Annotated in this window: 18 protein-coding genes and 3 tRNA genes; 4 read left to right on the plus strand and 17 right to left on the minus strand. The window is 59.2% G+C overall.

The genetic code is table 11. The annotated features are described in order from the left end of the window. The first annotated feature begins 67 nt into the window (after window positions 1-67). The gene (locus tag JWS10_RS19900; protein WP_299509530.1) at window positions 68-814 is read left to right on the plus strand and encodes a DsbA family protein; all 747 of its coding nucleotides are present in this window, start codon (window positions 68-70) and stop codon (window positions 812-814) included. A gap of 138 nt (window positions 815-952) precedes the next feature. Here JWS10_RS19900 and ispG read toward each other — a convergent pair whose 3' ends face one another. The 4 genes from ispG to JWS10_RS19920 all read right to left on the minus strand — a co-directional run bounded on the left by ispG (window position 953) and on the right by JWS10_RS19920 (window position 5,298). After that, window positions 953-2,119 (minus strand): flavodoxin-dependent (E)-4-hydroxy-3-methylbut-2-enyl-diphosphate synthase, encoded by a 1,167-nt coding sequence (ispG, locus tag JWS10_RS19905; RefSeq protein ID WP_299509531.1) that lies wholly within the window; start codon window positions 2,117-2,119, stop codon window positions 953-955. A gap of 83 nt (window positions 2,120-2,202) precedes the next feature. Then, window positions 2,203-3,423 (minus strand): helix-turn-helix domain-containing protein, encoded by a 1,221-nt coding sequence (locus JWS10_RS19910; RefSeq protein WP_299509532.1) that lies wholly within the window; start codon window positions 3,421-3,423, stop codon window positions 2,203-2,205. A 114-nt stretch (window positions 3,424-3,537) separates the two neighbouring features. After that, window positions 3,538-4,761: a 5-aminolevulinate synthase gene (hemA, locus tag JWS10_RS19915; protein ID WP_299509533.1), complete on the minus strand. Its 1,224-nt coding sequence runs from the start codon at window positions 4,759-4,761 to the stop codon at window positions 3,538-3,540. Window positions 4,762-4,896: 135 nt separating this feature from the next. Beyond that, entirely contained in the window at window positions 4,897-5,298 is a 402-nt protein-coding gene (locus JWS10_RS19920; protein ID WP_299509534.1) for a hypothetical protein, read from the minus strand. 122 nt (window positions 5,299-5,420) lie between these two features. Between JWS10_RS19920 and JWS10_RS19925 the strand changes: the two genes are divergently transcribed. Further along, window positions 5,421-6,791 carry a M20/M25/M40 family metallo-hydrolase gene (locus JWS10_RS19925; protein ID WP_299509536.1) on the plus strand — a complete coding sequence of 457 codons (1,371 nt, stop codon included), beginning with the start codon at window positions 5,421-5,423 and terminating at the stop codon, window positions 6,789-6,791. A 57-nt stretch (window positions 6,792-6,848) separates the two neighbouring features. On the opposite strand, the gene JWS10_RS19930 is transcribed toward JWS10_RS19925, so the two are convergent. After that, window positions 6,849-7,112 carry a DUF1344 domain-containing protein gene (locus JWS10_RS19930; protein ID WP_299509538.1) on the minus strand — a complete coding sequence of 88 codons (264 nt, stop codon included), beginning with the start codon at window positions 7,110-7,112 and terminating at the stop codon, window positions 6,849-6,851. Between the two features lie 222 nt (window positions 7,113-7,334). On the opposite strand from JWS10_RS19930, the gene JWS10_RS19935 reads away from it, so the two are divergent. Continuing rightward, window positions 7,335-7,778, plus strand: coding sequence for a GNAT family N-acetyltransferase (locus JWS10_RS19935; RefSeq protein WP_299509539.1), 444 nt, complete (start codon window positions 7,335-7,337; stop codon window positions 7,776-7,778). Between the two features lie 138 nt (window positions 7,779-7,916). On the opposite strand, the gene JWS10_RS19940 is transcribed toward JWS10_RS19935, so the two are convergent. The 11 genes from JWS10_RS19940 to JWS10_RS19990 form a co-directional block, all read right to left on the minus strand. Next, window positions 7,917-7,993: transfer RNA gene (locus tag JWS10_RS19940), tRNA-Asp, on the minus strand. Between the two features lie 129 nt (window positions 7,994-8,122). After that, window positions 8,123-9,052 (minus strand): pirin family protein, encoded by a 930-nt coding sequence (locus tag JWS10_RS19945; RefSeq protein WP_299482031.1) that lies wholly within the window; start codon window positions 9,050-9,052, stop codon window positions 8,123-8,125. Window positions 9,053-9,266: 214 nt separating this feature from the next. Then, window positions 9,267-9,342 (minus strand) — tRNA-Val (locus JWS10_RS19950). A 379-nt stretch (window positions 9,343-9,721) separates the two neighbouring features. Further along, window positions 9,722-10,456: a DUF3320 domain-containing protein gene (locus JWS10_RS19955; RefSeq protein ID WP_299509608.1), complete on the minus strand. Its 735-nt coding sequence runs from the start codon at window positions 10,454-10,456 to the stop codon at window positions 9,722-9,724. A 358-nt stretch (window positions 10,457-10,814) separates the two neighbouring features. After that, entirely contained in the window at window positions 10,815-11,573 is a 759-nt protein-coding gene (locus JWS10_RS19960) for a hypothetical protein (protein ID WP_299509540.1), read from the minus strand. Next, window positions 11,510-13,099 (minus strand): DUF4011 domain-containing protein, encoded by a 1,590-nt coding sequence (locus JWS10_RS19965; protein ID WP_299509542.1) that lies wholly within the window; start codon window positions 13,097-13,099, stop codon window positions 11,510-11,512. Before JWS10_RS19965 ends, JWS10_RS19960 begins: the two co-directional genes overlap by 64 nt. Continuing rightward, window positions 13,066-13,734 (minus strand): hypothetical protein, encoded by a 669-nt coding sequence (locus JWS10_RS19970; RefSeq protein WP_299509543.1) that lies wholly within the window; start codon window positions 13,732-13,734, stop codon window positions 13,066-13,068. The genes JWS10_RS19965 and JWS10_RS19970 overlap by 34 nt, the downstream gene beginning before the upstream one ends. Window positions 13,735-13,766: 32 nt before the next feature. Further along, a complete protein-coding gene (locus JWS10_RS19975; RefSeq protein ID WP_299509544.1) occupies window positions 13,767-17,156 on the minus strand; it encodes a YhaN family protein in 3,390 nt (1,129 codons plus the stop codon). Continuing rightward, the gene (locus JWS10_RS19980) at window positions 17,156-18,427 is read right to left on the minus strand and encodes a DNA repair exonuclease (RefSeq protein WP_299509545.1); all 1,272 of its coding nucleotides are present in this window, start codon (window positions 18,425-18,427) and stop codon (window positions 17,156-17,158) included. The genes JWS10_RS19975 and JWS10_RS19980 overlap by 1 nt, the downstream gene beginning before the upstream one ends. Before the next feature lie 197 nt (window positions 18,428-18,624). Next, a tRNA-Val gene (locus tag JWS10_RS19985) sits at window positions 18,625-18,699 on the minus strand. Window positions 18,700-18,711: 12 nt separating this feature from the next. After that, window positions 18,712-19,041, minus strand: a complete 330-nt coding sequence (locus tag JWS10_RS19990; protein ID WP_299509546.1) for an HU family DNA-binding protein — start codon at window positions 19,039-19,041, stop codon at window positions 18,712-18,714. Between JWS10_RS19990 and JWS10_RS19995 the strand changes: the two genes are divergently transcribed. Then, a complete protein-coding gene (locus JWS10_RS19995) occupies window positions 19,040-19,360 on the plus strand; it encodes a hypothetical protein (protein ID WP_299509547.1) in 321 nt (106 codons plus the stop codon). The genes JWS10_RS19990 and JWS10_RS19995 overlap by 2 nt on opposite strands. Before the next feature lie 15 nt (window positions 19,361-19,375). Here JWS10_RS19995 and lon read toward each other — a convergent pair whose 3' ends face one another. Continuing rightward, window positions 19,376-21,784: an endopeptidase La gene (gene lon / locus JWS10_RS20000; protein WP_299509548.1), complete on the minus strand. Its 2,409-nt coding sequence runs from the start codon at window positions 21,782-21,784 to the stop codon at window positions 19,376-19,378. Window positions 21,785-21,805: the final 21 nt, after the last annotated feature.

A 21,805-nucleotide genomic window follows, 5' to 3' on the forward strand; every position in this document is an offset into this window, starting at 1 on the left:
CAATAGTCCCGCCTAGAAGGCGTTCGTCAACCCCGGCCGATTGCTCGGCCCAGACCGAGGTTTCCCGATGCGCCTGCCCGTACTTGCTGCCCTGCTGACCTGCGCTTTTGCTGCCCCTATGCTTGCGGGTGGCGTTGATGCGATGACCGACGCCGAGCGCACAGCGTTCCGCGCCGAGGTGAAAGCCTATCTGCTGGAAAATCCAGAAGTGCTGATGGAAGCGATGGACGTTTTGCAAAATCGGCAAGCCAAAGCCGAAGTTGCGACGGATAAGCAGTTGGTGATCGACCACAAGGCCGACCTGTTTGCGGATGCTGCGTCTTGGGTGGGCGGCAACCCGGACGGCGATGTCACCGTGGTTGAGTTTATGGATTACCGCTGCGGCTATTGCCGCAAAGCCTATCAAGAGGTCGAAGATCTGGTGAAAGCTGACGGCAATATCCGCTTGATTCTGAAAGAATATCCGATTTTAGGCGATGCCTCGGTAGCGTCGGCGCGCTTTGCTATCGCGGTGCGGCAGTTGCACGGTGATGACGCTTACAAGAAATCCCATGACGCGCTGATCACCCTGCGCGGCGAGCCTGATGCCGACACGCTCAGCCGACTTGCCAGCGATCTCGGTTTTGACGCTAAGTCCGTGCTGGATAAAATGGCCTCGCCCGAAGTCACCGCCGTGATCGCCCAAAACCAAGATTTGGGCAGCAAAATGTCGATCAGCGGCACCCCGACTTTTATAATCGACAGCCAAATGCTGCGCGGCTACGTGCCGTTGGACGGTATGCAGCAAATCGTCGCGGCAGAGCGCAAAAGCTGAGCCGCGCGGTTAAACCCCTAAATCTTATCTAAAATTGTCATACTCTGTGCATAAATATCCCACGGGGGAAGCTGCATTGCTGCTTTAGCAATGCGGCGCGGGGATGTGAAACCCCCGCTCGCCCGATGACAAGCGGCTTTAGCCGTAAATCGGTGCAAAAGCCGCGAGTTTCGCGGCCTCAAGCTCTGCGACCTCGATCTCCGCAGCTTCGATCTCTGCCGCTTTTTTCTCAACCAGTTCAACGATGTGATCGACCATACCTTCGTTGCCCAGCTTGTGATGCTGTTTACCTGCAAGATACACCATGCCCGACCCCGCCCCACCGCCGGTAAAGCCGATGTCGGTCATCAAAGCCTCACCCGGGCCGTTCACCACGCAGCCGATGATCGACAGGCTGAGGCTGGTGGTGATATGCGCCAAGCGGTCTTCCAGCGCGGACACGGTCTTGATCACGTCAAACCCCTGCCGAGCGCAAGACGGGCAAGAGATGATCGTCACACCGCGATGCCGCAGGCCGAGCGATTTCAAAATCTCAAAACCGACTTTGACTTCTTCTACCGGATCAGCCGACAGACTAACCCGAATGGTATCGCCGATGCCTGACCACAGCAGATTGCCCAAGCCAATCGCCGATTTCACCGTGCCAGACACCAGCCCCCCGGCCTCGGTAATCCCGAGATGAATCGGTGCGTCGGTTGCCGTTGCCAACTGCTGATAGGCCGCCGCCGCCATGAACACATCCGACGCTTTAACGCTGATCTTGAACTCATGAAAGTCGTTGTCGAGCAGCATCCGGATATGATCCATGCCGCTTTCCACCATCGCATCCGGGCAAGGTTCGCCATATTTTTCAAGCAGATGCCGCTCCAGCGATCCGGCATTCACCCCGATACGGATCGAACAGCCGTGATCTTTCGCCGCCTGCACCACATCGCGCACCCTTTGCGCATTGCCGATGTTGCCTGGGTTGATCCGCAGACAAGCAGCGCCAGCCTCTGCCGCCTCAATCGCGCGTTTGTAGTGGAAGTGGATATCTGCCACGATCGGCACCGGGCTTTCGCGCACGATCTCCCGCAACGCGAAGGTGCTGCCCTCATCCGGGGTTGAAACTCGCACGATATCAGCGCCCGCCACCGCACAGCGCTGGATTTGCTCAATGGTGGCCGCAACATCGGTGGTCAGCGTGTTGGTCATAGTCTGCACCGAGATTGGCGCGTCGCCACCCACCAGCACTTTGCCAACCCGGATTTGCCGCGAAACCCGCCGTTCGATATTGCGCCAAGGGCGGATCGGATTATGGGTCATGGCGGGCTCCTTCTGTTGCCCCTAGATAGACATGCAAAAGCCCCGGAGCAACTGCCCGGGGCCAAAGCCAGCATCAACTTTGCTTATTCTGACGGAACCGGCGGCGCTGTGGGCACGCTGGCATCCGCCACATTGATAAACTGCGCCAAATCAGAATCACCGGTCAGGTCAGCGGTCTGATAGCCCGTGGTAAGCGCCTCTGCCGACAGCGCGACATTCTTGATCACCTGAGCGCCGGGCGCTGCCGGGCCATAGGTCTTGCCATTCACCACGAAATAGATCGAACCCGAGTTACCCGAGCGCAGCAAAGCCGCCTGCTGCAACGGTGGCACTGCATAACGCTCGCCCGCATCGAGGATCTTCTCAAACAACACCGTGCCATCGGCTGCCGACACCCGCACCCACGACGGGCGCACGGCCAGCACTTCGACACCGGGCTTGGCATCAGCCACAACCTGCACGGTATCGTCAATCGCTTGCTGCATCGGATCGAGCGGCGCTTCCACCGCTGCGGCATCCGCTGTCAACACCCCAGCGACCCGAGGATTGATCGTGCCAATCGGGCCATCACGCGCGGTCAACACCGGCGCATCCAAAGCTTCGGGCTGATAGAGCCGATCCAACTGATCGCTGCCGCCCGAAGCATCTGTCGCATCGGCAACCTGATCAGCCACTTCGGCTTGCGGCGCTGCGGTTTGCACACCTGCGAGCGGGTCCAACTCGGCGACCACAACCGGGGCTTGCTCTATCGGCGAAAGCTGGACACGCTGCACTTCTTGCAACACCGACCAACCGCCATAGCCAAGCGCACCGATCAAAGCGACCAAAACCGCCAGCGAGCCTACCGCACCCGGTTCAACCCGCGCGAAAATGCTTTCGCTGCGCGGAATGAACGCGGTATTCAGATCGCCAAAACCTTCGCGGCCTTCTTGCGCCACTTGCCGCGCCCGCAAAGCCGTCATCGAAACCGACGAGGCCGCAGCCGACATGCCATGCGCCACCTCAAAATTCGCCTCGCGGCAGAATTTGGCGAAAGCCCAATCCGGGTCCATGCCGAGATACCGTGCATAAGAGCGCACATTGCCCGCGATGAAACCCGGGGTTTCAAACGCCGAGACATCGGCATTTTCAATCGCGGCGATATAGGTGGCCTTGATCTTCAACTCGCGCTGGATATCCAGCAGCGATTTGCCGAGCGTGGCGCGTTCGCCCCGCATCAAATCACCTAAGCGCAACTCAAAATCGTCAAAGCCTTTCGGCTTATCAGCTTCGGCTGCCGGAGTTTTCACTCTCCGCCCGATCATGCGCTGAGCCCCATATCTGCCTCAATAATCCTGTCACCCTTAGGGCGACTCATATTTTGTCTATTGGGCAAAACCTAGCACAGGGCAAGCGATTCTGCATGCGCAGAAAGACATTTACGCCACAGCTTCGGCACGATTTAGCGCACACTGCCCCCAAAGCGCGTCCATTGCCTTCACAACTGCGTCAATTGCCACCGAATCATGCACTGGAGACGGTGTAAAACGCAGCCTTTCGGTGCCGCGCGGCACGGTTGGGAAGTTGATCGGCTGCACGTAAATGCCAAACTGCTCTAGCAGCATGTCGGACAGCAGCTTGCAATGGATGGGGTTGCCAACGTGAACGGGCACAATATGTGAGCCGTTGTCGATGATCGGCAGCCCCAAACCGCGCAGCCGCATCTTCAAAATCCGGGCTGCGCTCTGCTGGGCATCGCGCAGGTGTTGGGCGGTCTTCAGATACCGCACAGAGGCCGCAGCCCCTGCCGCTACAGCAGGTGGCAATGAGGTGGTAAATATGAAGCCCGGAGCATAAGAACGCACCGCATCGACCATCTTCGCAGTTGCAGCAATATAGCCGCCGAACACCCCGTAAGCCTTCGCCAAAGTGCCGTTGATTATGTCGATCCGCGCCATCAAACCGTCACGCTCCGCCACCCCGGCGCCGCGCGGGCCATACATGCCAACGGCGTGGACTTCATCGAGGTAAGTAAGTGCTTTGAACTCATCCGCGAGATCGCAGATCGCCTTGATCGGGCCGAAATCGCCATCCATCGAATAGATCGACTCAAACGCGATCAGCTTTGGGATGTTCGGATCATCGGCCGCCAACAATTCGCGCAGATGCGCCACGTCATTGTGCCGAAACACGCGTTTCGCCCCACCATTGCGCCGCACACCTTCGATCATCGAGGCATGGTTCAGCGCGTCGGAATAGATAATCAAGCCGGGGAACAGGCGCGGCAACGTGCTTAGGGTGGCGTCATTGGCAATATAGGCGCTGGTGAACACCAAAGCCGCCTGCTTGCCATGCAGATCGGCCAGTTCCGCCTCAAGCTGGTTGTGGTAAACCGTGGTGCCCGAGATATTGCGTGTGCCGCCCGAGCCTGCCCCGGTCGCATCCAACGCCTCGTGCATCGCTTTCAGCACAACCGGATGCTGCCCCATGCCGAGATAATCATTGCCGCACCAGACGGTGATATCAGCCTCAGTCCCGTCGGGTTTGCGCCAGATCGCATGTGGGTAGGCACCCTTGCGGCGTTCAATATCGATGAACGTCCGATAGCGCCCCTCGTCGTGCAGGCGGCCAATGGCGGTATCGAGGGCTGCATCGTAGTTCATAATATTCTCCATCGCTTGCAGCCCTGCATAAACATTGGGCAGCTAGCTACCTTGATGTGCGTCAAATCGTGCCTGAGTTAAATACGTCAATTTGCCCCACCCCAGATTACCGCAACCCGAGGCCGGAGCCAAGCATCAGCCCTTCGGCGAGATCTCGAGCACCAGCACACATGATGCGGCACCCTTGCGCAAACCGTCACAGGCCGCCAAAGCAGCCTGTGCTGCAGTCGCCGCGTCTGGCAAACCGCCAATAGCCTGCGCCGATTTCGCCGGCGCACCTTCCGGCAGGAAGCCATCATCGGGCGATACCGCGAGCGCCGCAAAGCCCTTGCTGCTATCGGGCACAAACAACGCCAGCGCATCCCGGTTGCTCATCACCACGCGCAGTGTCGCGAGTTCGGATTGGGTCAGGAACGCGTGCTGATGCAGCGTTATGCTGAACCCGTCAAGTTCCGCCACTTCGGTTTTGACCTGTTGTGCGCTCGCGACCGAGGCCAAACCCATGACCAATGCCGCACCAAACATCATCTTCTTCATACCACACCTTTGGCTGCCAGAATTTCCCAAGCTTTATCGCAGCCTGCCGGCTCTGGACAGTCCCCCCTCGCGTGTTAGGCTCCGCCTGACAATAAATTGCCGATAACTTTAAGGAGAGCCCGATGAGTCTGGATGCCGTCCTGTCCCGCATCGACACCGATCTGCCGCAAGCGTTAGATCGCCTGTTGGAATTGCTGCGTATCCCGTCGATCTCTACCGACCCGGCTTATAAAGCCGATTGCGCAAAAGCCGCCGACCGGCTGGTTGAGGATTTGAAATCGCTCGGCTTTGAAGCCGCCTCGCGCCCTACCCCCGGTCATCCGATGGTGGTCGCACATGGCGGTTCGGGCGACAAACACCTGCTGTTTTACGGCCACTACGATGTGCAACCCGTTGATCCGCTGAACTTATGGGAGCGTGACCCGTTCGATCCCGAAATCCAAGACACCGCCAAAGGCCGCGTCATCCGCGGTCGTGGCTCGTCCGACGACAAGGGACAGTTGATGACGTTCCTAGAGGCGTGTCGCGCGTGGAAAGCCATCCACGGCACCCTGCCCGGCAAACTGACGATCTTCCTTGAAGGAGAGGAGGAATCCGGTTCGCCGTCGCTGATCCCGTTCATGCAGGAAAACGCCGCCGAGCTGAAAGCCGATATCGCGCTGATCTGTGACACTGGCCTGTTCGGCGACAACACCCCTGCGATCACCACCATGCTGCGCGGGCTTTTGGGCGAGGAACTGACCGTCCATGCCGCCAAAAAAGACCTGCATTCGGGTTCCTACGGTGGCGCTGCGGCGAACCCGATCCGCATCCTCGCGAAAATCCTCGGCAACATGACCGATGATCAAGGCCACATCACCATCCCGACCTTCTACGATGGCGTGACCGAACTGCCCGACAACATCCGCGCCCAGTGGCAATCCTTGGCCTTCGATCACGCGAAATTCCTTGGTGATGTTGGCCTCAGCATCCCCGTAGGCGAACAAGATCGCACGCCGTTGGAAATGATCTGGTCGCGCCCAACCGCCGAGATTAACGGCATGTGGGGAGGATATACCGGCGACGGCTTCAAAACCGTGCTTCCGGCGCAGGCCCATGCCAAAATCTCGTTCCGCCTTGTGGCTGGTCAAAACCCTGACGCCATCCGCGACAATTTCCGCGCGTGGTTTGAAGCACAACTGCCCGCCGATTGCAGCGTTGAATGGAAAGGCCACGGCAATTCGCCCGCAGGCGTGATGGCGATTGGCAACCCGGCTTTCGAATCCGCCCGCCAAGCCCTGACCGACGAATGGCGCGTTCCTGCGGCCTATATCGGCTGCGGCGGCTCCATCCCCATCGCGGGTTACTTCAAGACTTATCTGAATATGGACGCGATGCTGATCGGCTTTGGCCGCGATGATGACCAAATCCATTCACCGAACGAGAAATACGATCTCGAATGTTTCCACAAAGGCATCCGCTCATGGGCGCGGATTTTGGAAAAACTCATCTAATATCGACATAAAAACGGGGGCCAACTGGCCCCCGTTCCATTACCGCCAAGCTGATTTTCAGCCTTTCAAAACACTCACCGCGCTCGCCTCATGCACCTTGCCCTTCATATCCCAAATCACCGAGACTTTCTCACCGACCTTCAGCCCGGGATCTTTGAAACCCTGCGGCAACATATATGCGGTGCCATCGGCAAGCGTGATGGTGTGGGTTTTCATATCAAGCGTCTTGATCACCCCAGCCGTGGTGGTGCCAGCGGCCATCGCCAATGACGCCGAACCGATAGACAGAATGATCGCTGCGGGAAGCATAAAAGCACGCATCTGCGTAACTCCGAATTTTGGACCGGGGGCGCACCCCTTCGGCCTAGCATTGAAACCGTCTTGGTCTGTCGCGTCGGCGGAGAAGTTTTCCGTCCGGCAGATCCCGGCTTCAACGAGGGTTATATACCCACGCTAAAAAAAGGATATCCGGGGGCACCGCCTTGTGTAACCCCGTGAAAGCTGCGAGATTTCAGCGTGATCGCAGCAGCGGAAGGCCATGATATGACTGTTCAAATCCTGAGTGCCACCCCGGAGCATGAAGCCGCATGGCGCGATCTTTGGGCGCAATATCTGGCCTATTACAAAGTCGATCTGCCCGACGAGGTCACCGCCAAAACCTGGGCGCGCCTGATGGACCCGCAAAGCCCGATGAACGCCCGACTCGCCAGCCTGAACGGCGAGATTGTAGGCTTCGCGATCCACCATCACCATTGCTCCAGCTGGGTGATCGGCGACGACTGCTATCTTGAGGATTTGTTCGTCAGCCCCACCGCCCGCAAGCAAGGTGTCGCCCGCGCGCTGATCGATGACCTGCAAAGCCTCGCACGCGCACGCGGCTGGCACCGCTTGTATTGGCACACCGACGAGGCCAACAAAACCGCCCGCAGCCTATATGACAGCTTCACCCCCAGCGACGGCCACATCCGTTACCGTCTCAAACTGTAACTTAAAACTTATTTAAACTCGCTTTCACGCGGGTAAAATACTCTGCGGGGTGTGGGGTGCAAAACCCCGCGCACATCAAAGGAGCAAGCAAACGCCGAAACGTGTAGCCAGACACAATCTCAGGAAGTTTTCGTGAAATGGCGCGGTGGACGGGACTCGAACCCGCGACCCCCGGCGTGACAGGCCGGTACTCTAACCAACTGAGCTACCACCGCCGCCTTGCCCCCGGTTGCCCGAGGCGCCCAATCGCTTGGGCGTGCCGGGGTATTACGCAAGCGGCCAAGCGGCGTCAAGCAGGTTCACCGATGTTTTTGAACGATCTCGGTTTTTGAACCATCCGGCTTTCAATGATCCGGTGCTGGGATGAATTCGTCATTGTCCGCAGGTGGCAGTTGAAACCGCCCATGCGCCCAATCGCCCGCCCGCCAAGCCTCTTTCGCGGCCTCGATGCGCTCTTTGCTGGACGCCACAAAGTTCCACCAGATATGCCGCGGCCCGTCCATCGTAGCCCCACCCAGCACCATGATCCGCGCCCCCTGCGGCCCCGCCTTGACCGAAATGCCATCGCCCGGACGGAACACCAGCATCGACCCCACGCCATGCACCTGCCCCGCTTGGCTGACCTCGCCCGAAAGCACATAAACCCCACGGTCCTCATGCTCATCCGGCAATGGCAATGATGCGCCCGCAGCCAAAATCGCATCGGCATAGAATGTCTCGGACGACAGCTCCAAAGGCACCTTCGCGCCCCAGGCCGAGCCCAAAATCAACCGCACCTGCTTGCCCTCAGCCTCCAGAAACGGCAGCGCATCGACGCCGAGATTGTGAAACGCTGGTGGAGCATCTTCCTGCGCCTTGGTTAACGCGAGCCAAGTCTGCAAGCCAAACAACGTCTGCGGCAAAGCTCCATCGGAACGCTCCGAATGGGTAATGCCATGACCGGATTGCATTAAATTGACCTCACCAGGGGTGATCCAAGCATCGGTGCCAAGCGAATCGCGGTGGTGCATCCGACCTTGCATCAGGTAAGTCACCGTCGACAGTCCGATATGCGGATGCGGCCGCACATCGACGCCCTTGCCAGTGATAAACTCGGCCGGTCCCATCTGATCAAAGAAAATAAACGGCCCGACCATCTGCCGCTGCGCCGACGGCAGCGCCCGGCGCACCTCAAACCCGCCCAAATCGCGGGCACGCGGAATGATCACCGCCTCAATCGCATCGACTTCGTCACCCATCGGGATCGACGCATCCAGCAAAGGATTCCAGCTCATATTCGCCTCCATCTTTGATGTCTAAGATAGGTCGAAACAATGGCGCACCATAGGCCACTCTGCGCGCGGCTTCTGTGCGCAGTTGCGCAGAGTTCTGCACCCTGCCCTAAAGCGACACTACGGCCATAATGATGCCGCTACACCAACATCCTAAAACCAATCCTGCTTAGGGTTGGGAACGCAGATCGCAGCAAACCGCTAAGCTGATGAAAAATGGTGGGTCGTGACGGGCTCGAACCGCCGACATTCTCGGTGTAAACGAGACGCTCTACCAACTGAGCTAACAACCCGCGCCGCCGCTATAGCCAATGCTTTGCCCCAGTACAACCCCGAAGCGCAACAAAAGCGCGATCCGCAAACCGCATTTTCGGATCGCTGGCCACGTTTTTTTGATTATTAAGCGAGACAACGCAGCTCAAGCGCCCGATCTGCGGAGTTTGCCGCCGCGCCTGCCAGCGCGGCGACACTACCATTACAAAGTTCACCACCACAGGGACGCTTGTAGCCTGCCACTTCGTCAATTTTAAGGTTATGAAGCGGCAATAAGATGCCCAGTGTCCTTGCGCTTTTGCGCAGCATGATGGAGGCGGGCCGCAGTGTCGCGCCCACCTGCACCCGTATCAAACGCGGAGCAGACAGGTTGGGAATACTCAAAAAACAACGCAGCTTTCATCGCGGAGTGGCGCTATCTTCAGCTCTCCAGCATCTGCATTGATCAAGATAGCTGCGCGCGTCCTGGCTCAGCCGCGCGATCCCGAGCAGCCGCGACAGTTCCAAAACCGGATCGACTGACGCCGAAATGCGCGCCGTGTGCTGGTCTTCCATCCAAGCGATTTCAGTCCGGGATACCTCTCTCAGGCTTCGCCCGCCAAGCTCCGTGAAGGTAGCGCGCGGCACGACACCCTGCTTGGGCCAGAAGAAGATGGTGCCGTTTTCATCCTGCTGATCGAGTAAGCCATGGAATGTCGTCACCCTCGCCTGGATGCGGCCACCTGTGCGCTGCCAACCATGCAACTGGGCCACGCTGCGCGCCAACGCGGCGGCGGTCATGGCACCCTGCGTCTGGATAAGCTGGAGCACCAGTGCCTCCAGCGTGTCAGAATAATCCTCGTCGAAAAACTTATCTGGTTGCAGCGTATGCTCGCTCAGCGGCTGTGCTTCCGACTGTGCCTCGATTAGATCAGCCGATGCAAACTGAACCGCAGCTGCCGTTTCCGGCAGATGGTTGAGCACTGTCGTAGACGTCAGGATTGGTTTGGATTGCGGGAATGCGGTGGGCGTTTCAGTGGAAATGTCATCAGGCAACGCATCAAGCGTTGTCAGTGCAGCGTCGTCTACGCTGTCAACTTCGGGCACTTCAAGCTCGACCAATGCCAACCTGCGCTGGCGATCTTTCACTAACACCTCACGCAACAGCCCATCCACCCGATCAGCCGTTTGGCAAACTCGCCCCATGTGTGCTGATGTCGCCGTTGTCAGTCGCGCAATATCTGCCGGCGGGCCAAGCGCAATTCGATCTGGTGATCTTTGACGAAGCCTCGCAGATTTCGACATGGGATGCGATTGGCGCGATTGCGGCGGCAAACAAGCGATCATCGTGGGTGATCCGCGTCAGTTGCCGCCGACGAACTTCTTTGGCCGTAGCAATGATGGCGACGGCGATGACCTTGCCGAATACGAAAAGGATATGCCGTCGATCTTGGATGAAGTCTCCGCAACTGCAATCCCAGCGCCGCCGCCTGCCCCCGCGTCGCCAGCCATTTCATCCAATCGGGCAGCCGCGCTTGCACCGCTTCGATGGCGGCAAGATGCGGCATAAGCTGATCAACAGGCACATTTGCGTCGCCGCCCCTGGCTGCGAGGCCAACATATCGGCGGCCAGAGCGGTTTCTGCGGCTGCCAGACGCCGCAACAGCGGTTCAAACCCGCCACCGTCGCGCTGTATCAGACTTGCGCGTTGTTCCATCAAGCGCGCGCACGGCACGCCTGCATCGGTCAGTCTTGCTTCAAGTTTGGCAAAGCCGTCGGCCTCATCCAGCACAGCGGATAGCGCAGCTATATCAGGACGCTCACCCACAAATCCGGGCAATGCGGATAGCGGAGACTGGGCAACAAGCCCTTGCGCCCTGAGCAGTCGCTTAAGCGCCGCAATATCTGTGGCAGGATCGGCAGTGCCGCCATTCGCATAGGATTGAAGAAGTTTTTGCAGCTTGGTCTTCGCGATACCGGCCAGCGGCCACATCTTGGTCTGCGCTTCTCGCCATTGAATATCCAGCGATTCTAATGGCATTTCGGCAATCACATCATCCGGGTAACTGGCAGCCAACGCCTGCCGTTGATCACGGCAAGTCCGGATTGCTTCGGCGAATGAGGCCAGCTCTGCGCGCAAAGCCTGGCCCCCGTTCAAAGCGACCTCGGACACCGCGGGGCGACCCAAACGAGCGGGAGGCACCATGCCTAGCGCGGCCACAACTTCCGGCAAGCCGACGATGGTGGCAGGGTATCCGAGCAGTTCCGCCAACCCGCGCCTTGCCGCTTGCGCCTCGTGCAATGTAATGCGCAGTCGGGCCGCTGCCGCAAGGAACGCATCCTGCCAGCCAAATGACCATTCCCCAGGAGCAACCAACAACAGCGGGCCACCCGTGCCCAGATCGGCGACGATGCGATACCGTTGCCCCAACTCCGCCGCGAGCCCGCACAACCGCAGCCAAGTATGCTGATCGTGGCAATCCTTGTTGGGAACGCCAAAGATAGTACCCCCGCAGGCTGCTTAGCCACGCGCCCAATCGCCTGATAAACGCTGAAACCCTGAGTGCCGGGTAAATGCAGCGCCGCGACATAGCCGTTCAACTGATCGCGTGTCACCCGCAGATCATCGGTGACGCGGACCCAGTCCGCCGTGCTATGTCCGCTGGCACGATCCCATGAGCGGTCAAGTTGCGTTAAAACCGCTTTGCGGTCGGCTTTGTTGGAGTGCAGTTCCAAAACCGCCGTGCCCAAGCCATGCCGCTCAAGCCGCCGATGCACCACGTCCAATGCGGCGGCCTTCTCGGCCACGAACAACACGGTGCGGCCCCGGCCCAGTTGATCAGCGATGATATTGGTGATTGTCTGGCTTTTGCCAGTTCCGGGTGGGCCAATCAGCACAAAATCTCGCTGCTGCGCCGCTGCCATCACCGCTGCGAGTTGCGAGCTGTCGACGGGCAACGGTGCCAGCAAATCCGCAGGAGCATGTTTGCGGTCAATATCAGCAGGCTGCGGCATCGCCCGCGTGCTGCCTTCAAAACTTTCGGTCGGACTATCCACCAAATGCCGCACCAAACGGCTTTCTCGTAAATTGTCGGTGCGGTCGACCAAATCCTTCCACATTAAGTATTTCGCGAAGGAAAATGTCGAAAGCGCGCAATCCTCCAGCACCTCGAACCCGGCTACATCCCGGACTTTATGCCGCAAAATCTGCAAAATGCGCGGAATATCCAGGCCGCTTTCATCGCGTGGCAATTCACCTTCCAACTCAGGCATCCGCAACTCAAAGTCGCGTTTCAGGAATTCCAGCAGCGTCGCGTTGATGCGCACCTCGTCTTCAAGCTGCGACAGTCGAAACTCTGATTGCGCCGAGCGACGCTCCAGCTTGACAGGCAGCAGCAGCAACGGCGCGCGGTAATGGCGTGGGTCGCTGTCGGTGCGCTTCCAGCGCAGAAAACCCACCGCCAAAAACAGCGTATTGGTGCCACCTTCGGCTGCATCGCTGCGGGCCTTGCGGTAAAGCTCGGTCAGACGGTTGGTCATGTCGCGGCTGGTCAGGGGCACGGCAACCTGACCACGCACCATAGCGTCGCGCGCCAACCCGACCTCAATCTGACGCGCTTCTTCGGCAGCCAAATCGCGGCCAGACACCGCATGTTCATCCTTTAGCGCCAGCAGACGAAACACCGTGCCATCTGCAAGCTGATCTTCCAACCCAGACACGTCCGGGCAGACCATCGGGATTGCCAGCTTGGTATCCTTGAAGTTCAGCAAACGATTGGCCAGCGACAGTTCGAGCAACTTGCGCTGCCAACGCTCAATCCGGCCCATGGCTGTGGGGTGGGCGCAATTTCGATCAACTCACCCGGCAGATGGCCCAGATCAAGCGGACGTGGCAGCGCGGCAGCGGCGACCGTTTCATCCTCAACACCGGCCTCTTGCGCCACCCGGTGACTTGCCAACGGGCGAATACGCGCCGCCCGGGCGCGGTTGATATCGACGACCTGTATAAACTCTGTCTCGCGCGCTTCAGACAGCCGATCCCGGCCCGCATCCACCGCAGCTTCAAATCCTATACCGGGGCGCTTGGTCAGCAGCGTGGTTTCCAGCGGCACGAAATCACGCGCCGCAGCAGCTTTGCGCACTGCAACCACGTCGGGCTCTACCAGTCGGCCAAAATTGCGCGCCACCAGCCAGACGCCGACCCAAGCGTGACCTTGCGAGAACAAAATCGCAGTGTTCAGCCCCGCTGCCTCGAACGCAGCCGCCAGCAACAATGTGCTGTCCAGACAGGTGGCCAAACCCTCGCCGACGATCCGCTCGGGGTCTCGCACCTTTTGACCCGTCCGCTCAAACGAAGCAGGCGGCACGGCATAGGTCAGCCCCAGTCCAGTCGCCGCCGACCATATCGCCCCTGCGATCATCCAGACCCGCATCGGATCACCCGACTGATAGCGTTCAGGGCAAATCAAAGCGATTGCAAATCGGTCACCCGAACGTCGGGACAAGCGGCACGAGCAATGTCGCAAAGGTGGCGATGGTGGGTAAGGTAAATCACCTGACCCGAGCGCGACATGTCGGCAAGCAAAGTAAACGCCGCAGCGGCGCGGTCATCATCAAAGGTTTCCATGATGTCATCGGCAATGAATGGCACGGTGGGGCGACTTTGCGCGAGTTCGTGATAGCCTGCGATACGCAGCGCGAGGTATAGCTGAAACCGCGTGCCCTTTGAGAGATCGGCGGCCAGTTTCGCGGCACCTGTCGCCGACAAAGCCACCAGCACCTCGGATCCGCCATCGGGCTGTGCGGCAAGGCCAGTATACGCCCCCCGGCTTAGGCTGTGAAACTCTGCCGAGGCGCGATCGAGCATGGCGCTGCGGTGGCTGTCGCGGTAGCGGCGCAGACCTTGCTCCACCGCGATCAGACCGAAGCGCCGCGCCAGATGTGTCTGTGCGCCGTCCCGCAGAGCGTTCAGCAGATTGGCACGTTCAGCTTCAAGGCGCGCCACGGCATCATCGCCGCCGACGGCGCTTAGCTGACGCTTCGCCTCCAGTAGAATTGCAAAGGCCGCCTGCGTTTCGCTGTGACAAAGCTCCAATGCGGCCTGTGTCGCGGCCTCTTGTGCAGTCAACGCGGCATCGTCACCCGACTCGGTTTGCTGGGGGTGGTTGGCAAGATCAACGCGCAGGCCACGGATTTCACGCCGCAACTGGGTCACGCGCTGGCAGTCCACCACATGACTGCCAAGCTTGGCACCGCCTTCTGTCCAGCCGAGTGCTGCGCCAAACTCGCTTAACGCCGCTGCATTGGTTTCAGCCCGCCGCTTATCCTCTGTCTGCGCCGCATTGTCTTCGGTCAGATTGCGCGTCAATTCAGCCAGCTTGGTGCTGGCATCTTCGGCCTGACGCAGGCGCGCAGGCAATTCTGCCCAAGATGTCTCAAGCGGCAGTTGGATTGCCAACAGGATCAGCGCCACGGCGTCGCGAAAGCCTGCGCGGTTTTGCTCCATCTTGCCAATACGGTCCGACAACCCAGCGAGCAGGGCCGCATCGCGCCCCAGCGCATCCAGAAGCTCAAGCATATCGCCCAGACCTGCGTTGTCGGCGGGTAAGCCTGCAAGCGCAGTGTTGGCGCTGGCAGTCTGCCAAGCGGTCAGCCATGCCGCCGCATTGACCTCGGCTGCGGTGTGATCGTTGATGCGCTCTTGCAGTTCGGTATGCAATTCGCCGAGTTGACGGCGGGCGTCGCGGTGCTTATCCGAGGCGTCCAGCCGTGCGGTTGCCGTCGCCCAAAGCGCATCAAAACCGCCATGATCCGGGCCAAGCCCAAGCGTGGCCTGAAGCGCCGCTGTGGCAGTTCGCAAATCGGCATCAGCGCGGCCGAGCGCATCGTCGGACTGCCGCAGCGCCGCACGAACCCCCAAGGCTGCAATCCGCAGGTCAAGCCAAACGCGTAGATCCGGCAAAGCGGCCCCCGTCAGGCCAAGCGTAGCACAGGTGGCGTCGAGCGTAACCGCAAGTGCATCGCGTTCAGCGCGGGCTTGCGCACATTGATTTTGCGCCGAAACCACCTCTGCCACCAGCTCGGCGCGGCGCGCGGCGTCAACCACAGCCAACCGCGCCCGCGCCATCGTATCTGCCAACAATGCCGAAATCTGATCATCCTGCCGCAGTGACGCCTCAAAAGCATCCGCACTTGCAGACTTCAAATCAGCGCGATGGCTGGCCCAACGGGCTTCGCGTCGGCTGCGCGCCGCAGCCGCATCGGCCAAAGTGACACCCGCTGCCACCTCTGTCGCCTGACCTGCCAGCGCCTCGGCACTGTCATAAGCGGATTGCGCCTGTTGCAGCGCGCGCTCGGTATCTGCAACGGCTTGTTGGCAGCGTTCAGCATCACCAACCCAAGCCTCAACCTGCCAGCTGGCCGGAACCCCAAGCGCTGCCAGCGCGTCGGCATCGCCGCTCCACGGCGCAAGCGTTTGCAGCGCGGCTTGCATCTGCGCCGCAAATGCGTCTCGCTCGCGCAATACCATACGCAAAACACCACTCGGGTCTGCCGTGCGAAACCGCGTCAGCAACACCTGCAAGCCGGCAAGATCTTCCGGCGTGCCGGGATCGCCAAGCCGATTTTGCGCGGTTTTCAGTTTGGCACTGGCCTTCGTAGCCTCGCCTGTCGCACGCTCGACAGCGGTGAAGACACCCGAGCGTTCGGCCAGCAAGCCGCGCAGCGCGCCCAAGCGCGCCGGGTCCAGCAACAATGCGTCAACCGCTACACCGGGCCGACCCAAACGCACAAGGCTTTCCCGCAATGCCGTCTCGACGTGTGCCGCCTCATCTCTGCGGCGCGGCAAGTCCTGCACGGCGGTGTCATGTGCCGAACGCAGCGCATCGGCCGACAGAATCGCATCTCGTACGCCCAAGATCGCGGGGTCCGGCGTCATTCTGGCAGTGCGAGATTCCAGCATCTCGATCCGCTCGGCACGCTCACCAATCCGGCTTGCCAAGACACTGCGAGCCTCGTCCAACGCCTGATGGTTCTGCACCACCACGTCGTCGGCGTCGGGCAAATGTGCATATTCGGCATGATCGGCCTCTAGCCGCGCCAGACGCTCACGCAAAGGCAAGACTGCCAACGCACCTTGCAGATCGCGCAGGGTCTGGGTGTTGGCAGCTTCGGCGTCGCGCGCGATGTGCCAGTTGCGTTCGGCCACAGTAGCTTCGCGGCCCAACCGCTGATAAGTCGCAGCCGAGGTGTCAAGCGCGCGACGCTGGCGATCCAACTCGGCCAACCGGGTCTTTGCCTCGGAAACCATGCCCTTGCGGCCGCCGGCACGGTGAAATCCGTCCAACTCGACCCGGATCGCAGCCAGCTGCGGGCCAAGCCCGGCAAGCCCGGCACTGGCCGAAAACAACATCTCACCCAGATCACCCCGGCTTGCGAGAATGCCTTCACCGCCTTTTTCCAGCGTCTCATCATCCAGCGAAAACATCGCCATATAGCCTTCGCGCGAAAGCCCACCCAGCGCCGATTGCAGCAAAGCATCCGGCACCGCAGCGCCATGCGCGTCAAGAAGACTGGAAGCGGTGCGTTTTTGCCGTGATAGATTCAGCATACCACCGGCATGGCTGATCTGAGCCCCGATCCACATCGTGGGTCCGGCATGTTTGAAATCGTAGCGGCTGCGTGACGGGATGCCGTAAAGGAAATCCAGCCAAGCCGAGAACAGCGTCGATTTGCCAGCCTCGTTCGGCCCGAAGATCACATGCAGATCAGCGCCACCGACTGCGGGCGCGGGAAACGCCAGCTTTGCCTCGGTAAAGCGGCCGTAACGGGTCAGATCCAAGCCTTCCAAGCGCATCAGACGTCTGCACCCGCGCTAAGCCGAGCCACGATCTGCGCGCTGCCATCCGCCAGCAACAAGCCTCGCGCGGCAGCAACAACGTCTGCATCGTCGCCTAATAAATCACGCAATTCCGGCGGTAAATCGAGCATCAACACGCGCGCCGCCTCGGCCAATGCCGCCAGCAGCGCCGGATCATTCGGCAACTCAGCCATAACGATACCGACCAGATCGGCAGGCAACTGGCTGGAGATGCCTGCTCCCAGCGAAGTGGTGCCATTCTCTAGCTTGTCGATCCAGATGCCCCCAACCGATGCGGCGACAGTATGGGCTTCCTCGCACAGCCGGTCCAGATCGCGGGCCAGCCGCCACGCAAGCGGCGTCGAGCCTACCAGCATCGGGCGCAACACCAGATGCGGCTCGGCGCGCGGCGCGCATGCCACGTCACGCAGTGCGCTGTCGACAGCCGAGATCACCTCTGCCCACTCCGAAATATCAGTAAGATCAATCCGCAGCCGATCAAACCGCAGCGCAGCAACACTGCGCTCTTCAGTCACCGCATTTCCCTGATCATCCACTGCCACAAGCGTCACCGAACAGGCCCCGGCCTCACCAATATCACGTCCCTGCGCAATACCGGGCATTACCACCGTCGCCCGACCGCGATGCTCTGACCTGCGATGAATATGGCCAAGCGCCCAGTAATCGTAACCATGTGCATCCAAATCCGCGACACTACAGGGTGCATAAACATCATGCCGTGCGCTGCCGTTAAGGCTGGTGTGCATCATGCCGATGTTAAACGCCCCCGCCACCGCGACAGGATACAGCGGCAACAGGCTGCCGACCGCAATCGGCTCTGCAAAGCTGACGCCGTGCACGGCAACCAAATGGCCGGCTACCTCGAAGGTTACGGTTTTTGCCTTCGGCCCAAATACCAGCGTCCCTGCAGGCGGATCAAGTTCACGCGTAACCTTTGAGATCGCATCGTGATTGCCGCGAATGATAAAGCAGCGGATGCCAGCCTCCTCCAGCCGCAGCAGTTCTTGCTTCAAAAACCGTGCGGTTTTGGCAGAACTCAACCCGCCATCCCAAAGATCCCCCGCGATCAGCACCGCGTCAACGGCCTCGGCCAAGGACAGGTCTACAATCTTCGTCAGCGCTGATCGGCTTGCGACCCCCACCTGATCGGCAAGATCAGCGTTGCGCAGCGCCAGCGACACCAAAGGCGAGTCCAGATGCAAATCCGCAGTGTGGATAAATCGGAAAGCCAAATGTTTGAAAACCATCTATAAAATCGGATGAGTGGCTACAACGCGCCCGCCGCTTTGGTTGACTATTCGCAGCGCGCAGTCGGAAATCAAGCCTTATCGGCGTGTGATCTGTTTTTGCCTTAAGGTAGCTTCAATCTCGTAACCTGAGGTGTAACCCAAAACGTAAAAAACCCCTCGGTTACAAGGGGTTTTTTAAGATCAATAGCTTGTAATGGTGGGAGATAAGGGATTTGAACCCCTGACATCGTCGATGTGAACGACGCGCTCTACCACTGAGCTAATCTCCCGTTGCGGGGTATTTAGCTGGCTTCGCCGGCCCCTGCAAGAGCCTCTTTACCAGCATTTTTGGCCGGTTTCTTCTCGCCGCCGCGGCGCAGTTTCAGCGTCAGCAACTGCCCGGTAGCATCGGCTTTTTGATTGGCAATCCGCACCCGGCCGAACGGCGGCAGGTTCAGGCTTTCGCCCGCTTCCATGGCTTTGCCAAGTTCGACCAGCGTTGCTTCGACGATAGTGCGCACGTCTTTTTTGTTGTGCTCAACCGATCCCGCAACCCGCTCTATCAGGTCTTTTACCTTCATTTGCGCCACAGCTTTGGCATCCGTGTCAGCGATTTCGGCGATCTCGTTCATGTTTTTCCCTGCAACTTGTGACTTTACCGCGACTGCGGCGGCTTCGGACTTTTTCGCAACGCGGGCTGTTTTCGCTGCGGCAGATTTCGCAGTGACGCTGCCTGCTGCGGTTTTCGATTTCAATGTTTTTGGCGCAGGTTCGGCGCTCGCGGATTTCGTAACCATTCAAAACTCTCCCATTGGGGCTTACTTAGAAACAGACATAGAAGATTATCGCTTAACGAGAAACCAATACTTGCATTTTATTCTAAAACCAAGCTGTCAAAGCGAAAAAACACAAGGGCGCGAGTTTGCACTCGCGCCCTTGCTGATATTTTAGACGAGATTTTGCGCTTTAATGCGCCAGAGATGGCGAGTGTGGCCCCGCCGCCAAAGCCCGCGCAGCAGCGGCGGCTTCTTCGGCAGCTTCGTCCCATTCCACCGGCTCCGGTTGACGCACCAACGCCAATTTCAACACTTCACGCACGTTGCTGACCGGAATGATCTGCAAGCCTTGCTTCACGTTATCCGGGATCTCAATCAGGTCTTTTTCATTCTCAGCCGGAATGAACACCGTCTTGATCCCGCCGCGCAACGCCGCCAGCAGTTTCTCTTTCAGCCCGCCGATTGGCAAAGCATTGCCGCGCAGGGTGACTTCGCCCGTCATTGCAATATCTTTGCGCACCGGAATACCAGTGATCACCGACACGATCGAGGTTACCATCGCCAGACCAGCGGACGGCCCGTCTTTCGGCGTCGCCCCTTCTGGAACGTGGACGTGAATGTCCATCGTCTCAAATTTCGGCGGTTTCACCCCGAGTTCTGGGCTGATCGAGCGCACGAAGCTGGCAGCCGCTTCGATGGACTCCTTCATCACATCGCCCAGCTTACCGGTGGTTTTCATCCGGCCCTTACCGGGCAACCGCAATGCTTCGATCTGCAACAGATCGCCGCCCACGCTTGTCCAAGCCAGACCCGTCACCACGCCAACCTGATCGGTTTGCTCGGCCAGACCATAGTGATAGCGTTTGACGCCAAGGTAGCCTTCCAGCTTATCCTCGGTCACTTCAACCACTTTCGCGGTTTTCTTGACGATCTCGGTCACAGCCTTCCGCGCCAGTTTGGCGATTTCCCGCTCAAGATTCCGCACCCCCGCTTCCCGCGTATAGGTGCGGATCATCTCGGTCAGCGCGGCATCGGTGATCGAAAACTCACCCTTCTTCAAAGCATGGCCCGCGATCTGTTTCGGCACCAAATGGCCCTTGGCGATCTCGCGCTTTTCGTCCTCGGTGTAGCCCGACAACGGAATGATCTCCATCCGATCAAGCAGCGGCCCCGGCATGTTGTAAGAGTTCGCCGTGGTGATGAACATCACGTTCGACAGGTCGTATTCGACCTCCATATAGTGATCGACGAAGGTCGAGTTTTGTTCCGGGTCCAACACCTCCAACATAGCCGACGCCGGATCCCCGCGGAAATCCTGCCCCATCTTGTCGATCTCATCGAGCAAAATCAACGGGTTTGTGGTCTTGGCCTTTTTCAGCGCCTGAATGATCTTACCGGGCATAGAGCCGATATAGGTCCGACGGTGACCGCGGATTTCAGACTCGTCACGCACGCCACCTAGAGAAATCCGGATGAACTCACGCCCGGTAGCCTTCGCCACCGAGCGCCCCAGCGAGGTTTTACCCACACCCGGAGGGCCAACAAGGCACAGGATCGGCCCCTTCAGCTTGGTCGAACGCGCTTGCACCGCCAGATATTCAACGATGCGCTCTTTGACCTTTTCCAGCCCGTAGTGATCAGCATCCAGCACCTTTTGCGCCGCACCGAGATCTTTCTTAACGCGCGAAGACACGCCCCACGGCACCGACAACAGCCAGTCGATATAGTTGCGCACGACGGTCGCTTCCGCAGACATCGGCGACATATTCTTCAGCTTTTTCAGCTCGCCCTCAGCCTTATCACGCGCCTCTTTCGAGAACTTGGTGGCCTTGATCCGCGCCTCAAGCTCGGCCAGTTCGTTCTGACCTTCCTCACCGTCGCCGAGTTCCTTCTGAATGGCCTTCATCTGCTCATTCAGATAATACTCGCGCTGAGTGCGCTCCATCTGAGACTTCACCCGGGTCTTGATCTTCTTCTCAACTTGCAAGACCGACATTTCGCCCTGCATTTGGCCGTAGACCTTCTCCAGCCGCACAGCGACGTCCAACGTCTCCAGCAGGTCTTGCTTCAGACCAACATCAACCCCCAAATGTCCGGCAACCAAATCCGCCAAGCGCGCAGGCTCACGGGTTTCCGAGACAGCCGACAAAGCTTCCTCGGGGATGTTTTTCTTGATCTTGGCGTAACGCTCAAATTCTTCGGCAACGACGCGCACCATGGCGTCGGCGCTGTCCTTATCGCCGGGAGACTCAGCCAAACGCTCTGCCCGCGCCTCAAAGAAGCTGGGGTTTTCAACAAATTCGGTGATTTTCACCCGTGCCTTGCCTTCAACCAGCACTTTCACAGTGCCATCAGGCAATTTCAAAAGTTGCAGCACATTGGCGAGAACGCCAATCTGGTAAATCCCGTCAGTTGCGGGATCGTCTACGGAAGGATCAATCTGGCTCGACAGCAAAATCTGTTTGTCATCCGCCATCACTTCTTCCAACGCCCGCACGGATTTTTCGCGGCCCACAAACAGCGGCACGATCATATGCGGGAAGACCACGATGTCACGCAGCGGCAGAACCGGGTAGCTCGTGGCGAGAGTATCAGTCATATCGCGTTCCTTATCTGGCAG

The organism is Cypionkella sp., from assembly GCF_028290025.1.
GTDB lineage: Bacteria > Pseudomonadota > Alphaproteobacteria > Rhodobacterales > Rhodobacteraceae > Cypionkella.

What these genes read in the sequence shown, in the direction of transcription:
- JWS10_RS19945 (WP_299482031.1), bottom strand. Translation starts at nt 9,052, where the DNA reads ATGAGCTGGAATCCTTTGCTGGATGCGTCGATCCCGATGGGTGACGAA.
- JWS10_RS19910 (WP_299509532.1), bottom strand. Translation starts at nt 3,423, where the DNA reads ATGATCGGGCGGAGAGTGAAAACTCCGGCAGCCGAAGCTGATAAGCCG.
- JWS10_RS19990 (WP_299509546.1), bottom strand. Translation starts at nt 19,041, where the DNA reads ATGAACGAGATCGCCGAAATCGCTGACACGGATGCCAAAGCTGTGGCG.
- JWS10_RS19970 (WP_299509543.1), bottom strand. Translation starts at nt 13,734, where the DNA reads ATGCGGGTCTGGATGATCGCAGGGGCGATATGGTCGGCGGCGACTGGA.
- lon (WP_299509548.1), bottom strand. Translation starts at nt 21,784, where the DNA reads ATGACTGATACTCTCGCCACGAGCTACCCGGTTCTGCCGCTGCGTGAC.
- JWS10_RS19975 (WP_299509544.1), bottom strand. Translation starts at nt 17,156, where the DNA reads ATGCGCTTGGAAGGCTTGGATCTGACCCGTTACGGCCGCTTTACCGAG.
- hemA (WP_299509533.1), bottom strand. Translation starts at nt 4,761, where the DNA reads ATGAACTACGATGCAGCCCTCGATACCGCCATTGGCCGCCTGCACGAC.
- JWS10_RS19980 (WP_299509545.1), bottom strand. Translation starts at nt 18,427, where the DNA reads ATGGTTTTCAAACATTTGGCTTTCCGATTTATCCACACTGCGGATTTG.
- JWS10_RS19935 (WP_299509539.1), top strand. Translation starts at nt 7,335, where the DNA reads ATGACTGTTCAAATCCTGAGTGCCACCCCGGAGCATGAAGCCGCATGG.
- JWS10_RS19900 (WP_299509530.1), top strand. Translation starts at nt 68, where the DNA reads ATGCGCCTGCCCGTACTTGCTGCCCTGCTGACCTGCGCTTTTGCTGCC.
- JWS10_RS19920 (WP_299509534.1), bottom strand. Translation starts at nt 5,298, where the DNA reads ATGAAGAAGATGATGTTTGGTGCGGCATTGGTCATGGGTTTGGCCTCG.
- JWS10_RS19925 (WP_299509536.1), top strand. Translation starts at nt 5,421, where the DNA reads ATGAGTCTGGATGCCGTCCTGTCCCGCATCGACACCGATCTGCCGCAA.
- ispG (WP_299509531.1), bottom strand. Translation starts at nt 2,119, where the DNA reads ATGACCCATAATCCGATCCGCCCTTGGCGCAATATCGAACGGCGGGTT.
- JWS10_RS19995 (WP_299509547.1), top strand. Translation starts at nt 19,040, where the DNA reads ATGTTTTTCCCTGCAACTTGTGACTTTACCGCGACTGCGGCGGCTTCG.
- JWS10_RS19930 (WP_299509538.1), bottom strand. Translation starts at nt 7,112, where the DNA reads ATGCGTGCTTTTATGCTTCCCGCAGCGATCATTCTGTCTATCGGTTCG.